Annotated in this window: 8 protein-coding genes; 7 read left to right on the top strand and 1 reads right to left on the bottom strand. The window is 44.1% G+C overall.

The features are described 5' to 3' along the window. Positions 1-34: 34 nt before the first annotated feature. From FZC88_RS14935 to FZC88_RS14905, 7 genes are all read left to right on the top strand, one after another. Positions 35-1237, top strand: coding sequence for a M20 metallopeptidase family protein (locus FZC88_RS14935; RefSeq protein WP_148995467.1), 1203 nt, complete (start codon positions 35-37; stop codon positions 1235-1237). Further along, the gene (locus tag FZC88_RS14930; protein ID WP_148995466.1) at positions 1234-2556 is read left to right on the top strand and encodes an amidohydrolase; all 1323 of its coding nucleotides are present in this window, start codon (positions 1234-1236) and stop codon (positions 2554-2556) included. The genes FZC88_RS14935 and FZC88_RS14930 overlap by 4 nt, the downstream gene beginning before the upstream one ends. Further along, complete coding sequence (locus FZC88_RS14925; protein ID WP_148995465.1) at positions 2553-3785, top strand: M20 family metallo-hydrolase; 1233 nt, start codon at positions 2553-2555, stop codon at positions 3783-3785. The genes FZC88_RS14930 and FZC88_RS14925 overlap by 4 nt, the downstream gene beginning before the upstream one ends. A gap of 3 nt (positions 3786-3788) precedes the next feature. Next, positions 3789-5099: a helix-turn-helix domain-containing protein gene (locus tag FZC88_RS14920; protein WP_397541194.1), complete on the top strand. Its 1311-nt coding sequence runs from the start codon at positions 3789-3791 to the stop codon at positions 5097-5099. Positions 5100-5520: 421 nt separating this feature from the next. After that, a complete protein-coding gene (locus tag FZC88_RS14915; RefSeq protein WP_148995464.1) occupies positions 5521-7050 on the top strand; it encodes an AbgT family transporter in 1530 nt (509 codons plus the stop codon). 244 nt (positions 7051-7294) lie between these two features. Continuing rightward, the gene (locus FZC88_RS14910) at positions 7295-11266 is read left to right on the top strand and encodes a cell wall-binding repeat-containing protein (protein WP_262371875.1); all 3972 of its coding nucleotides are present in this window, start codon (positions 7295-7297) and stop codon (positions 11264-11266) included. Positions 11267-11439: 173 nt separating this feature from the next. Further along, the gene (locus FZC88_RS14905) at positions 11440-13893 is read left to right on the top strand and encodes a cell wall-binding repeat-containing protein (RefSeq protein WP_148995463.1); all 2454 of its coding nucleotides are present in this window, start codon (positions 11440-11442) and stop codon (positions 13891-13893) included. A gap of 566 nt (positions 13894-14459) precedes the next feature. Here the strand turns inward: FZC88_RS14905 and trhO are convergent. Continuing rightward, a complete protein-coding gene (gene trhO, locus FZC88_RS14900; protein WP_148995462.1) occupies positions 14460-15425 on the bottom strand; it encodes an oxygen-dependent tRNA uridine(34) hydroxylase TrhO in 966 nt (321 codons plus the stop codon). Positions 15426-15678: the final 253 nt, after the last annotated feature.

Here is a 15678-nt window from a genome sequence, read left to right as displayed (position 1 = left end):
TAAATAATCATTCGACCGAAAAAGGAGATTTTTCATGAAGTTAAAGCAGCTTGTCCAATCAGTAGAGAATGAAGTCATTGAATTACGCAGACACCTTCACCAATATCCTGAGGTGAGTGGAGAGGAATTCGAGACATCGAAAACGATTCAGAAAAAATTAGCAGAAGCGGGAATCCCTTTTAAAACGGGCTATGCCAAAACAGGAGTGCTCGGCATCATACAAGGAGAAAAGCCGGGAGGCACGGTCGCATTAAGGGCGGATATCGACGCTCTGCCAATCCAGGAGGAAAGTGATCTATCCTACAAATCCACCATCCACAACAACATGCATGCCTGCGGTCACGATGCCCATACAGCCATGCTCGTTGGTACAGGAAAAGTATTGAATCAACTGAAAACGGAGATCGCAGGCACGATTCTTCTTGTCTTTCAGCCGGCGGAGGAGAATGCCCCTGTAGGAGGTTCTCAGCAAATGATGGACGACGGAGTATTCGACGAATATACGCCTGACGTCATTTTCGGGCAGCATGTTTGGCCGGATCTGCCTGTCGGGGAAATCGGAGTTCTCCATCATGAAATCATGGGGGCTTCGGACCGCTTTAAGATTACTGTTAAAGGTTCTGGAGGACACGCGAGCATGCCTCATCAGTCCAATGACGCCATCATTATTGCCAACAACCTGATCACTCAGCTTCAAACAATCGTGAGCCGAAATACGGACCCCATTGATTCAGCCGTCCTCACCATCGGGAAAATCGAAGGAGGCTACCGTTATAACGTAATCGCGGATGAAGTCACCCTTGAAGGGACCATTCGAACCTTCAAACCGGAAGTGAAAGAAATGGTGAAAAGTCGTTTCCACTCCATCATTGAGGGTGTCGGAAAAAGCTTCGGGGCCTGCATGACCATCGACTATTTAGATGGATATCCCGCGACGGTCAACACACCCCGATGGGCGGATGAAGTGCGTAACGCTGCCCAAAAAGTACTTGGGGAAGAAGCTGCACCAGTGGTCTCACCGTCTCTTGGAGGAGAGGATTTCTCCCGTTTTCTGAAGAAATTTCCAGGTGCCTTCTACTGGCTGGGAACATCTGTGAAGGATACAGAACCGCAATACCCACTCCATGATCCTAGATTTAAATTAAATGAAAGTGCATTGCCTAAAGGGGTTGAAGTGATGGCCCAGCTTGCACTGGATGCCTTGAAAAAGCTTAAAAAAAGGAGTCTTGAAAGATGAGAACTGTTGAACATTTTATCAATGAAATATCACCGTCACTCACTGCCTTCAGACGCACCTTCCATCAGAAGCCTGAACTGGGATTCACTGAATATGTAACCACCTATCTGATCGGAAAAGAATTAATCAATCTCGGCTTCACGATCCACCTAGGAAAAGATGCACTGGAGTCCACGGAACGAATGGGGGTTCCTTCACCCAACGATTTAACCAAACAAGAAGAACTTGCCATAAAAGAAGGCGTGGAAAAGAGCTGGCTAGATAAAATGAAAGGCGGACATACAGGATTGGCTGCCACATTCGATACAGGTAAGCCCGGTCCTCATACGGCATTCCGATTCGATATCGATGCTCTGCCCATCAAGGAATCGGATGATCCTGATCACCACCTCCCGACAAAAGAAGGCTTTCGTTCCCAATATGAAAGCGTCATGCATGCCTGCGGTCATGACGGTCACGCTGCCATCGGCCTGGGTGTGGCAAGCTTCCTGTCGGCATACAAAGACCAGCTCTCTGGAAGGTTTACTCTCCTCTTCCAGCCAGCTGAAGAAGGTGGACGGGGAGCAAAAGCCATGGTGAAAAAAGGCTGGTTGGAGAATGTCGATTATTTTGCAAGCGGTCATATCGGAATCCGGGATACGAAGCTTGGACGAGTGTATGCCACGACGAATTCTTTTCTCGCTTCCTCCAAAATCAACGTCACTTATAAAGGCAAAGCGGCCCACGCAGGTCTCGAGCCTGAAAAAGGGAAGAATGCTTTATTGGCAGCGGCTGCAGCAAGTCTTCACCTTTACAATATCCCGCGCCATTCTGACGGGGCGACCAGGATCAATGTCGGGAAGCTTCAAGGGGGAGCAGGCAGAAACATTATTGCCGATGAAGCTCATCTTGAAATGGAAACAAGAGGGGAAACGACTGCTATCAATCGGTACATGCAGAAAGAAGCCCTGCGTATCCTTCAAGCATCGGGAAATCTTTATGGTGTGGAAACCGGAATCGATGTAGTGGGCGAGACGGTTGAAGCAGCATGTAACCCTGAATGGATTCAGTGGTTAAAGGAAGTGGGCGAGGAAAGTCCATTTATATCCGAAATTCATGATGGTTTACCTTTAAAGGCATCAGAGGATGTTACCTATATGATGAATGAGGTGCAAAATCAGGGTGGCAAATCAACCTTCATGGTATTCGGAACCGGATTGAAAAATGGACATCATCATCATCAATTTGATTTTGAAGAAGGGGTATTAACCGTGGCAGTGGATGCCTTCGCACGTCTTATCTTAAAATTATCCCACCAAAAAGAGGAGGTTACGAGTTGAAAGAATGGTTAAGAACAACTCTAGAAGCATTAAATCTGGTTGACACCATGGAGCAGCCCGATGGATTTACGAGATTAGGATATTCCAAGGAAGAGACTGCTTCCATGAATGTGTTTCGCAGCGTTGCAGAAACATTGGGGCTATCCGTACAGAGGGACCGGGCAGGGAACCTATTTGCCAGGTGGGAAGGGACTAACGACCAAGTTGTCATGACCGGATCTCATCTTGATACGGTTGAAAATGGAGGAGGTTATGACGGGGCAGCCGGTGTCCTTTGTGGACTGGGAGCCGTGAAAGCATTAAAAGACGGTGGTTTCAAACCCCATCACTCCATTGAAGTGGCCTGTTTTGCCTCTGAAGAGTCAGCACGTTTCGGCGTTTCTACCCTGGGAAGTAAGAGCGTGGCAGGAATTCTTGATAAATCAGTAGAAAACGTAAGAGACCGCCACGGAGTCAGCATTAAAGAAGCCGTGGAATCAACGGGCCTAGACTGGTCATCCATTGAAAAAGCTGAACGCTCCCGAGAGGAAATCCTCTCCTTCATCGAACTTCATATTGAACAAGGGATCCAAATCGAAGATCATGGTGCTCAATTCGGAATTGTCCGGGGGGTAGCCTGCCCGATCCGCTTGAAGGTAAAGGTGGAAGGAATGGCTGGTCATACGGGAACTACTCCGATGGGGAAACGGACGGACGCCCTTGTGGCTCTTGCTCCCCTTATTACATTTGTTTCCCAAGAGGCGGAAGAGATATCAAGGCGGTCCCAGAAACCACTAGTAGCAACCGTCAGCACGATGAACGTAAAACCGAACGTCATGAATGTCATCCCGGGTCATGCAGAAGCGGGAATCGATATTCGATCCGTCGACGATGACCTGAAGAGATCCATGGCCGATAAAATAATTGAACAGTGTCGAAGCTTAGAGAATGAATTTAATGTTACAATCAACATAGAAACTCTTGTAGATAATCCTTCTATTCTATTAGATGAAATGCTGACAGCCAGAGTCAAACAAGCAGGGGAATCCCTGGGGTACAACACGTTCGAAATGGATAGCGGGGCAGGGCATGACGTCATGAATATGGCAGCGAAATGGCCTTCTGCTTTAGTATTCATTCCCTGTGAAAAAGGGATCAGTCACCATCCAAAGGAACATAGCTCTTTAGAAGACTTGTATGCAGGAGTCGAGATTCTAGCTGAAGTATTGCGGCAAGAAGCAGGTGAATAACAGTTGATGATAAAAATTGGTGTCATCGGTCCGGATGATTCGATTCAGCGGATCAATCATGTGGCCACTCATTTTGACAATATAGAACTTATGAATTTTCCATATCACGGGGTGAATGAAATAGAAGAAATTCTTGAGAAGAACCGCGGTCTAGTAGATCAATGGTTCTTTTCGGGACAATCCCCCTTCTACTATGCGCTTGAAAAAGGATGGATCACGGAAAAGGAAGGGAGCTTTCCTCCCTTACATGGATCCAGTTTCTTTGGAGCATTATTAGAAGCGCAAATGAAAGAACAGACTCTATTAAATAAAATTAGTATAGATACAATTTCAAAAGAGGAAATTGAAACCGCGGTTCAATTTCACTCATTTGATCAACTAGAAATTTCAACTTATCCATATGAAGGATACCGGAGTGCTGATGAGCTGGTTGACTATCACCGTTCACTCTACGAAAAAGGAGAAATTGAAACGGCGATCACGTGTATTCAAAGTGTTCAGAAGCGCCTCACTGAAGCAGGCATTCCTTGTTACCGTGTCGTACCGACGAATTTGTCCATCCGGATGATTTTGCAGTATTTATTAGAGAGGGCACAATCGAGGAAATATCAAAAATCCCAAATTGCCATCGTTGGAATCGAAGTCATCTATTCCACCCAGACCTTGGACGAGTCCCATTTTTCTTATAAAATGAAGCATCAAGAGCTGGATCTGAAACGCAATCTTCTTGATATCGCCCAAAAGATCAATGGTTCCATGGTTCAATTAGGGGACGGATTGTTCTTCGTTTATACAACGAGGGGGGAACTCGATCTTCATGAAAAGGAGTCGGTTTTCACTACTTTGACTCAGGAAGTGAAGGCCCATACAGACCTGGATATCCGTGTGGGGTTAGGGTTTGGTGTGACCGTGTTAGAAGCTGAGCATCATGTCCGTCTTGCTTTTCAACATGCGAGAAAGCACGAATCTTCCATCGTCATAAGTGTCAATGAAGACAAGACGGTAACGGAAATTCTTCCATCGTCGGAGTCCATTACATACGCTCTCAACAACTTGGGGAATGAATGGAAGGAAGTCTTTAAAGAGGCTTCGGTCAGTTCAGCCATCGTCTCAAAAATCCTTTCTCTTTCCCGTCATTACGACAAAGAGGAAATCACATCCCAGGATCTTTCCCGCTGGCTGAAAAGCACCGAACGGAACGGACGCAGAATCCTTACTGAAATGGAACGGATCGGGATTGTGGAAATCAGCGGCGAAGAACAAAGCGGCGGCAGAGGAAGACCTAGGAAGTTATATCGTTTTCAACTTAAATAAGTGGACCTTTAATTGAGGCTGGGACAAAAGTGTTCTAGTATAAGAAAAACCCGAACTAATTTGCATTATATTACGCAAATTAGTTCGGGTTTTTCTATGTTCAATGTACTTTTAGATTTTAGCTCTCTCCAGCGGTTGATTGGAGTGCAAGACGAAGACTCCTGCGGGAAGAGTAGCTTATGTGAGACCCCGCAGGCTTGCCGAGGAGGCTCACGGGCTACCCGCGGAAAGCGTAGTCTTGCACGGAAATCATTAGCGGTATGAAGAACCTGCACTGTGCATTGATCCAGTAATCCGTAAATTTAAAATTTTCTCATAAATATTAAAAAATAAGAAGGATTTATACAATCGATATCGAAATACTTATTAACGGAAGTAAAAAGGAATTATTCCTTAAAACATTATTTGAAGGAGTGACCTCATGACAAATCCCAATTTAGAGCCGAATTCACCTAAAAAGGAGAAGGGATATCTTCGAATTTTAGGTGGAATCGAAAAGGTAGGGAATAAACTCCCTGACCCATTCATGTTGTTTGTGTACTTATCTGTCTTTATTGTTTTATTTTCCTGGTTTATTTCAAGTCTGGGTGTGACGGTTATACATCCGAAAAATGGAGAAGAGTTAGCGATCAAGAGCCTCGTCTCCGGAGAGGGACTCCAATACATCCTGACCTCCATGCTCGATAACTTTACAGGCTTCGCTCCACTCGGCCTCGTACTGGCGATGATGCTCGGGATTGGATTGGCGGAAAAGGTAGGATTACTGGAAACAGCGATCAAGAAAACGGTTTTGAACGCTCCAAAAGGATTGATTACATACGCCGTTATTATGGTAGGGATCATGGGGAACCTGGCGTCAGACGCAGCCTTCGTTATCATTCCTCCACTCGCCGCCATGATTTTCTATACGGTGGGAAGGCATCCTCTGGCAGGACTTGCTGCCGGATTCTCCGGAGTAGGAGCAGGTTTTACGGCAAACTTTATCATTACCGGAACCGATGCGCTACTCGCAGGGATATCAACCGAAGCTGCCAAAGCATTCGAAGTAACGGTCACACCGGTGGATAACTGGTACTTCATGATTGCATCTGTCGTCCTTCTTACAGCTGTAGGCGCTTTTGTAACAGAAAAAATTGTAGAGCCGCGTTTAGGGACATACAAAGGAAAAGTAGATAAAACATTAGAAGAAGAGAGTCCTTTAGAGGGAAAGGGACTCCGAAATGCAACCCTGGCAGGATTAGCCTTCATCGTCCTGTTAGTCGTCTCGATTGCCTGGCCGGACTCTCCGATGCGAAATGAAGATGGGGGACTCATCCCTTCTACCTTCTTATCTGGAATCATTCCCATCACACTATTCTTCTTTATTGTGATCGGGGTTGCTTACGGCGTTACAGTGAAAAAAATTCAGTCGTCAAGAGACGTACCCAAGTATATGACAGAAGCCATGAAAGACATGGGCGGTTATATCGTATTAATCTTTGCAGCCGCACAGTTTATCGCTTACTTTGACTGGACGAATCTAGGGACATGGGTAGCCGTCAGCGGAGCGAATTTCCTCGAATCGATCAATATGACGGGACTCGCCGCCATTATCGGATTTGTCCTGTTGACAGCATTATTGAATCTACTGATCTTTAGTGGATCCGCTCAATGGGCATTGGAAGCACCGATCTTCATCCCGATGTTTGCGACACTTGGATATAACCCGGCGTTTGTACAAGCCGCCTATCGTATTGCGGATTCATCAACGAATATCATCACCCCGATGAACCCGTATATCATCGTAATACTCGCCTTTATGAAGGAATACGATAAGAAAGCGGGCCTTGGAACCTTGATTTCACTGATGCTTCCTTATACGATAGCGTTCTTATCGGTATGGATCGTGTTACTTCTGACTTTTGCGTTATTAGGTATTCCGTTTGGTCCAGGGGTAGGGGTTTATCTGTGAAAAATAGTAAGGTTATTCCCATTTAACTAAAAAATAATCATAAACCCGGTTCAAGAGCTGTTAATCCGCTCCAGAACCGGGCTTTGTCAATTTTTATAGTTCAAATTTACTCAATATTAATGTAAGCGCTAACAAAATTTCAGTTAATTTACCCTATTTTTACACTATTATGACAAATCCTGTTGTATACTGGTAGATGGTGGCGAATCTACCACTTTACTAAACTACGAACAGGGGGAAGAAAATGAACGGGAAAACAATGAAGCGTCAATTGTTAAGTGTAACAGTTGCCTCCAGTATGGCTTTAAGCTTGTTTGCGCCTCCTCTAACTCAGCACGTATCCGCTGCAGACGAGGCACTTCAGGACTTAATCATTTCTGAATATATCGAAGGATCCAGTTACAATAAGGCCATTGAACTATATAACGGTACTGGTGAAGCAATTGATTTATCGAATTACTCCTTGGAATTACATAGCAATGGTGCGGCGACCACCGATAAGATTTTACCGTTATCCGGGACACTCGATGCAGGAGAAGTTTTCGTGATTGCCCATAAAGATGCAGATGCTGAAATTCTTGCCCAGGCTGATATTGTGGATAGTTACGTGATTAATTTTAACGGTGACGATCCGATTACCTTAAAAAAGAATGATAACATTATTGATTCTATCGGTCAGACAGGTGTAAAGGTCAGTTTTGCAGCTGATGTCTCTATTACTCGCAATGATTCTGTTTTGACAGGAGATGTAGACGTAACCGATGCATTTGATCTATCCGTAGAATGGACTGATCAAGGCAAAGATGTATTCAGTGATCTCGGAACGCATCTATCAGATGAACCGGCTCCTGAACCGACACCTATTGAACTATCTACCATCGCTGAAGCACGTACAGCTCCTAAAGGTACGGTTGTTAAAGTACAAGGTATTGCGACTGCATCCTTTGAAGCAGGCGGACAGACGAACCTGTTCATCCAGGATGGTACTGCAGGTGTCATCGTCCGTGGCAGCGGTCTTACTGCCGAGCCGGGTGACGAAGTAGTTGCTGAAGGAAAACTTAGCGATTATTATGGCATGCAGCAAATTGAAGCGACTGCTTCAAACGTGGAAATTACAGAAGAAGACAAGGGCGTTCCGTCACCAGCCTCTCTTATCTCTACAGACCTCTCAGCTGAAAATGGTGAAGATCACGAAGGAATGTTTGTTGAATTTACGGATGTGACAGTGGAATCCAAAGACGGCAACGGTAATTTCACTGCAACAGACAGCTCTGGTGAGTTCGTTATCAAACCAAATGATAGTACGATGCTTGAAGTCGGCAAAACGTACGAAATTCTTCGCGGGGTGGTTGATTATAACTTCGACGAATATAAACTGGTCCCCCGTAATACTTCAGATGTCATTGAAACCGCCTTCTCTGTAACCGCTGATCCAGCTTCAGGGTCTGTTGTAGATGGAACGATGGTTACACTTCAAACGGCAACTGAAGATGGATCCATTCATTACACAATGGATGGAACGGATCCGACAGCTTCCAGTCCAGAATATACCACACCGATCGAACTTACTGCAGATGTCACAATCAAGGCAGTTGTTGTAAAAGAGGGAGACACAAGCGGTGTTTCCACTTTCACTTACAAAATCCTTAAATCTGCAGATGGTTTAAGCATTCACGATATTCAAGGAGATTCCCATACCTCTCCTTACGAAAATATGACCGTCTCTAACGTTCAAGGAATCGTGACAGCGAAGGCAGGTTCCAATGCATTTTATATGCAGGAGGAGACACCGGACGATAGTCTGGCGACTTCTGAAGGAATCTATGTTTATGCAAAGGGCAATTCTGTCAAGGTCGGAGACAAAGTAAATGTGGCTGGTCAGGTAAAAGAGTGGAGAGAAGATGGATATGATGATGCTAAAGATCTTCTGACAACTCAAATCACGGCATCAGCCGTTACTGTAGAATCTTCAGACAATACAGTACCTGCTGCCATCATGATGGGGGTAGATCGCGTACCGCCGACTGAGATCATTGAAGATGATGAAATGACCTCTTTCGATCCCGAAACTGATGGACTGGACTTCTATGAAAGTCTTGAAGGAATGCTGATTGAAATTCCGGATGCCACGATTACAGGTCCGGTAAAATATGATGAACTCCCTGTAGTGGTTAACACTAGTGAAGATCAACTTCGCACAAGAGCGGGGGGAGTATTGATTTCTCCTGAGGATTATAACCCTGAGCGCATGTTGATCGACGTGGACGGCATGAATATCAATGTGAAAACAGGTGATATGCTGGATGGTTCCGTTACCGGAAACGTAAGCTATGATTATAGCAACTTTAAGATCCGTCCAACAGGAGCTTTCCCTACAGTAGTTGATGGGGGAACAGCGCAGCAAGTAACATCGATCACTCCGGTAGAAGAAGATCTGACGATTGCTTCTTACAATATTGAAAACTTTTATGCTGGAATTGAAAAAAGTAAAGTTGAGAAGATTGCTGACTCAATTGTTTCGAATATGAAAACGCCTGATATTATTGGCCTGGTCGAGGTTCAGGATAATAATGGACCAACAGATGATGGTACGACAGATGCAAGTGCATCATACGAAACAATCATCAAGGCCATTGAAGAAGCTGGCGGACCGTCTTATGAATTCACCGATATCGCTCCTGTTGATAAAACAGATGGCGGGCAGCCTGGTGGAAACATCCGTGTAGGTTTCATCTACAACCCTGAACGTGTCCAATTGACTGATAAAGAAGCCGGGGATGCGGTGACTTCCGTGGGTGTTGATGAAAATGGACTTACTCATAACCCTGGTCGAATCGATCCGACTAATGAAGCATTTGACGACTCACGTAAAGCCCTTGCAGCCGAATTCATGTTTAACGGTGAAAAAGTAATAGTCGTAGCAAACCACTTTAACTCCAAAGGTGGAGACGGCGCATTATTCGGTGCAGATCATCCTGTTGTGCTTGGTAGTGAAGTACAGCGACTTAAACAAGCCGAAGTACTGAATGATTTTGTGAATGATGTGAACGAAAAGGTCGAAGGTGCAAACGTTGTGGTTCTTGGTGACCTGAACGACTTCGAATTTTCTGCTCCAATCAATACTCTCGAAGGGGACGTCTTGACCAATATGATGGAAAAGCTTCCTGCAGAGGAACGCTACACGTATATTTATCAAGGAAACTCTCAAGTTCTTGATCATATTCTAGTGACGAATAATCTGGCAAAGACAACGATGATCGATAGTATCAACATCAACTCTGATTTTAGTGAAGAAGATGGTCGTGCGAGTGATCACGATCCTGTCCTGGCTAAGATTCAGTTTGAAAATAAGGTAGAACGCATTTCTGGTGACGATCGTTACCACACAGCTATTGAAATATCGAAAAAAGGCTGGGAGTCCGCAGACACAGTGGTCATTGCCAGAGGCGATCAATTCCCGGATGCCCTTGCAGGAGCTCCACTTGCTTACAAACATGATGCACCAATCTTATTGACGCAGCAAGGCAGTTTGAACGCTGAAGTACAAGATGAAATCAAGCGTTTAGGTGCGAAGAAAGCGATCATCCTTGGTGGCGAAGGTGCTGTATCCAAGTATGTTCAATATCAGCTTAAAGGATTAGGTTTGAAAACAGACCGTATCACAGGAGACGATCGATTTGAAACAGCGGCAAATATCGCTGCCAAATTGGATGGAGATCCTGAAAAAGCGATTGTAGCAAATGCCTACCAATTCGCCGATGCCCTTTCTGTTGCTTCTTATGCCTCACAGAATGGATATCCGATTGTACTATCTGCTCAAGACAAGTTGTCAAAAGCCTCTAATAAAGTATTAAAAGACATTGACGAAAAAATCGTGGTTGGAGGAGAAAATGCAATCAGTACTGAGATTTTCGACAGTTTTGAAGAAGCGACCCGTTATAGTGGCTTGAACCGTTACGAAACATCTGCTGAAATTGCGAAACACTTAACTCCTCAAACTAACAAGGCAATTGTGGCAACAGGGACTAATTTTGCCGATGCTCTTGCAGGTTCTGTCCTTGCAGCAAAAGAAGGTGCTGAAATCCTTCTTGTGAAGAAAGAGGAAGTACCAGAAGATATTATGGAAGCAATTGATATGGATGATATTTCTAACTTTCGTGTTATTGGTGGGGAAAATGCCGTTAGTGAAGAAGTTGTAAAACAACTCAAGAAATAGATTATGGAAAAATGGCAGGGGGAGTCCTGCCCTGCCCTCATATGTAAAAAGAACCAGATTTGTTTTAATATTTAGTAAAATTATCACATTTTTTCATAAAATTACTATATAATGGGCTTTGTGGATGAGGTTCCGACAAAAACCTACAAAAGAACGGGAAGGGATTAACCAAAATGAATATTAAAAAACCTTTATACGGTGTATTATCAACTGCAGCTCTGGCCGCTGCGATTTTTGCAGTATCTCCTGCAACTTCAGCTTCAGCAGAAGGGGAAGAGTTTGATTTAACGATTATGCATACCAACGATACGCATGCTCATGTGGAAGGCTATCCACGTTTAGTGACGGCAGTAAATGAGCTGCGCACTGAAAAAGCGAACTCTTTACTTTTAGACGCCGGTGATGTATTCTCAGGGACTCTGTATTTCCGACAATACCTTGGACAGGCAGACCTTCACTTTATGAATGAGCTTAAATACGATGCAATGACACTTGGTAATCATGAATTCGATAAAGATTCCAAAACTCTTGCAGACTTCATTAAAAATATGGAATTCCCGATGGTTTCATCCAATGTGACTGTTACAGGTGACAAGGATTTAGAGCCACTTTTCAAAGGCGAAATCGGTCAGCCAGGCGATGGTGGTAACGTCTACCCTGCAATGATCAAAGAAGTAGATGGAGAGAAAGTGGGAATCTACGGATTAACGACTCCAGATACAGAATTCATCTCTAACCCTGGTGAAAATGTCGTATTTGAAGATGCAGTTGAAAAATCAAAGGCTACAATTGCGATGCTTAAAGAAAAAGGAGTCAATAAAATCATCGTCCTTTCTCACCTGGGATACTCGAATGACTTAGAGTTAGCCGAGGAAGTAGAGGGAATTGATGTAATCGTTGGTGGTCATTCTCATACTGTTCTTGACGAGCCTGTGGTTATTGAGAAGGAAGAGCCGACACTGATTGTTCAAGCTGGCGAATACTTGAACCTGCTTGGATTATTGGATGTAACATTTGATGATGAAGGTGTAGTAACTAGCCATGACGGAGAAGTGCTGGACCTTGAAAGCTATGAAGAAGATGCAGACGCACTCGCGAAGGTTGAAGAGTTCAAAGCGCCTCTTGATGATTTGAAAAAAGAAGTTGTTGGGAACACGAAGGTAGCTCTTGATGGAGAACGTGCCGATGTACGTCGAAAAGAAACAAACCTAGGAAACTTAATCGCGGACGGTATGGTTGCGAAAGCGAATGAATTCGTGGAAACGCATATCGGTCTTCAAAATGGTGGCGGGATCCGTGCTTCAATCGATGCCGGTGAAATCACTCTTGGGGAAGTATTGACCACTATGCCATTTGGAAACAACCTGGTCACTCTTGATTTAACGGGACAAGAAATTATGGATGCCCTTGAGCACAGTGTATCCAGAGTTGAAGGGGAAGACGCACCAGGTGAATTCCTTCAAGTTTCAGGGATTAACTTCAAGTATGATGTAAGCAAGCCTGCCGGGGAGCGAGTATGGTCCGTAGAAGTGAAGACAGACAACGGATTTGAAGAGATTGACCCTGAAATGATGTACTCTGTGGCAACAAACGCCTTTACTGCAGATGGTGGAGACGGTTATACAATGTTCAAGGAAGCGAAAGAAGATGGCCGCATGACAGAATTATTCGTGGTCGATTTTGAGGTGTTCACTTCTTACCTTGAAAAGAACAACCCTATTTCACCAGCTGTTGAAGATCGAATCGTACAAGAAGAAGCACCGGAAGTAACACGTCTTACTGGTGATACTCGATACGAGACAGCCGTTGAAATTTCGAAAAAAGGTTGGGAAACGTCAGATACAGTTATCCTTGCCCGCGGCGATTCATTCCCTGATGCCCTTGCAGGAGCACCTCTTGCCTATAAACATGATGCGCCGATTTTGTTAACTGAAAATGGGACATTAAATGCAGCTGCAAAAGCAGAAATCCAGCGCCTTGGTGCAAAGAATGTCATTATTCTAGGTGGAAAAGGTGCTGTGAGTAACTATGTGAAATATCAGCTTGAAGGAATGGGACTTGATGTTGATCGTATCGGCGGAGATGATCGCTGGGAAACGGCTGTGAACATCGCTGCTAGTCTTGGGGGATCCCCGGAGAAAGCAGTAGTAGCAAACGGCAAGAACTTCCCTGACGCTCTCGCCATCGCTTCTTATGCAGCGAGCAATGGATACCCGATCCTATTGACGGACTCTGATAAACTTCCAGCTGAAACAAATAAAGCTTTAAAAGGAATCGGCAGTACGATTGTAGTCGGTGGAGAAGCTGTAGTAAGCAAGGACGTATTGGAATCACTTCCTGAAGCGACACGTTACTTCGGTCAAGACCGTTACGGCACGGCAGCGAAAATCGCGACAGACCTTAATCCATCTACACAAGTATACGTGGCAACTGGAAAGAATTTCGCAGATGCATTAGCCGGTTCTGTACTTGCGGCAAAAGAAAATGCTTCTATGCTATTAGTACATCCTAATGACCTGCCTTCTGTCACTTCTGATGCAATTAATGAATTAAAAGCGAAGGATTTCCATATTCTTGGCGGTGAAAATGCTGTAAGTGAGACAGTAGCAGAAAAATTAATGAAATAATTTTATCAAGAGAAGAGCCATCGATATATCCGATGGCTTTTTCTTTTTCATAAAAACAGATTTAGATGATCTTCGCTAAACACAAAAGGAGTGATTAGCGTTGAGTCTATTATTGGCATTAATCTATTCTAGTTTTGTATTTATCCTGACTTGTACTCAGAATATCACCAAACTTAACGTTGAGGGACCATCTCTTCTGATACGGATAGTATGAGATTCTTTGATTTTCAATCATATCCATTTCATAGCCAAACTTATTTATGCCAAAAGTCAGGGTATTGCATCGCCTTTTACTTTCTTGCATTCATAATTCCCCTTACTAGCTGGAAAGGTTCTAGTGGAATTATTCTTTCAGTCGCTTTTGGGCTCTTTACTGAAATCGCACAACTTTGTTTCTCAAAGACAGATTGCTTGATGTAGATATGATGTACTTGAAATTTCACAATATTTCATTTTAGATACGGCGGTCAATCAATAAATCAGGTTACTTTCCTAAAGAACACATAGTGGATGAAATGCAAATAAAAAAACTGGCTGATTTCAGCCAGTTCTTATCAGGTATACATTTAGATCGTCGCAGTTTCTTTCTCGTTCTCAATCACAGCCAAACGCTCTGCCACTTCTTCCTCCGTCAAACCATGCTCTTTAATGTAGCGGTTTTCAGAGCTCTTGCGGCATTCATCAGAGCAGCTTCTCATATACTTATGCTCGTTTTCTTCAGAGCAAAGAATTTTTCGGTTACAAGGCGGGTGCGCACAGTTTACATAGCGCTCACAAGGTTCACCTGTGTAGTAGTCTTTCCCGACAACGACATGCTCTGTCTGGTTGACTGGAACGCCGATACGCTCGTCGAATACATAAAGCTGACCGTCCCATAGCTGACCTTTCACTTCAGGGTCTTGCCCGTAAGTGACGATTCCGCCATGAAGCTGTGCTACATCCTCAAAGCCTTCTTTCACTAACCAGCCTGAGAATTTTTCACAGCGGATACCACCCGTACAATACGTGATGATTTTCTTGCCTTCCAGTTTATCTTTATTATCACGGACCCAATTCGGAAGATCGCGGAAGTTTTTGATATCCGGCTTCACGGCTCCTCTGAAGTGTCCCAATTCATATTCGTAGTCATTTCGTGCATCAAGAAGAATCGTATCTTCCTGCTGGATTTGTTCAAAGAAATCCTTTGGGTCAAGGTATTTACCTGTGAGTTCATTCGGATTTACATCATCTTCAAGACGAAGTGTCACTAACTCTGGACGGTGCTTCACTTTCAATTTCTTGAAGGCATGACCATCAGTTTCGTCAATTTTGAACACAGTGTCCGAGAAGTGAGGATCCTTTCTCATCGCTTCCATATAAGCATCTGTCTGTTCAATCGTGCCGGAACATGTTCCGTTGATTCCTTCAGATGAAATCAGGATACGTCCCATAAGGCCAAGCTCCTCGCACAATTCTTTATGCTGGGCCGTAACCTCCTCGGGATTCTCAATGGCTACATAGTTGTAATACAGTAGTACTCGATAATTTTTCATGTTTATTTCCACCTATCGATATATATTTGCAAGATATAATCTTAGGATTCTGTTCCTTATTACTCTTACGATGTACTATTATAACAAATTTTTAAAGAAATGCATTATGTATGGGTGAGAAAAGCTGGGGATTGTGAGGAAAAGGTGGTGGATTTTGGGTTCTAGGCTGGGAGATTGGTACTCATACCGACTTTGGCGGAGTCTAATATGCCATATTTGAGATTTATCTGCCGTGTTTCGGATTTGCGTGCCA

The sequence above is a fragment of the Rossellomorea aquimaris genome (genome assembly GCF_008180865.1).
Classification (GTDB): Bacteria; Bacillota; Bacilli; order Bacillales; family Bacillaceae_B; genus Rossellomorea; species Rossellomorea yichunensis.
This window is presented reverse-complemented; position numbering and strand designations above follow the sequence as displayed.

Bases quoted from the DNA above. Each gene is read 5' to 3' on its own strand.
- FZC88_RS14935 (WP_148995467.1), top strand. From the start codon at position 35: ATGAAGTTAAAGCAGCTTGTCCAATCAGTAGAGAATGAAGTCATTGAA.
- FZC88_RS14930 (WP_148995466.1), top strand. From the start codon at position 1,234: ATGAGAACTGTTGAACATTTTATCAATGAAATATCACCGTCACTCACT.
- FZC88_RS14915 (WP_148995464.1), top strand. From the start codon at position 5,521: ATGACAAATCCCAATTTAGAGCCGAATTCACCTAAAAAGGAGAAGGGA.
- FZC88_RS14910 (WP_262371875.1), top strand. From the start codon at position 7,295: ATGAACGGGAAAACAATGAAGCGTCAATTGTTAAGTGTAACAGTTGCC.
- FZC88_RS14905 (WP_148995463.1), top strand. From the start codon at position 11,440: ATGAATATTAAAAAACCTTTATACGGTGTATTATCAACTGCAGCTCTG.
- trhO (WP_148995462.1), bottom strand. From the start codon at position 15,425: ATGAAAAATTATCGAGTACTACTGTATTACAACTATGTAGCCATTGAG.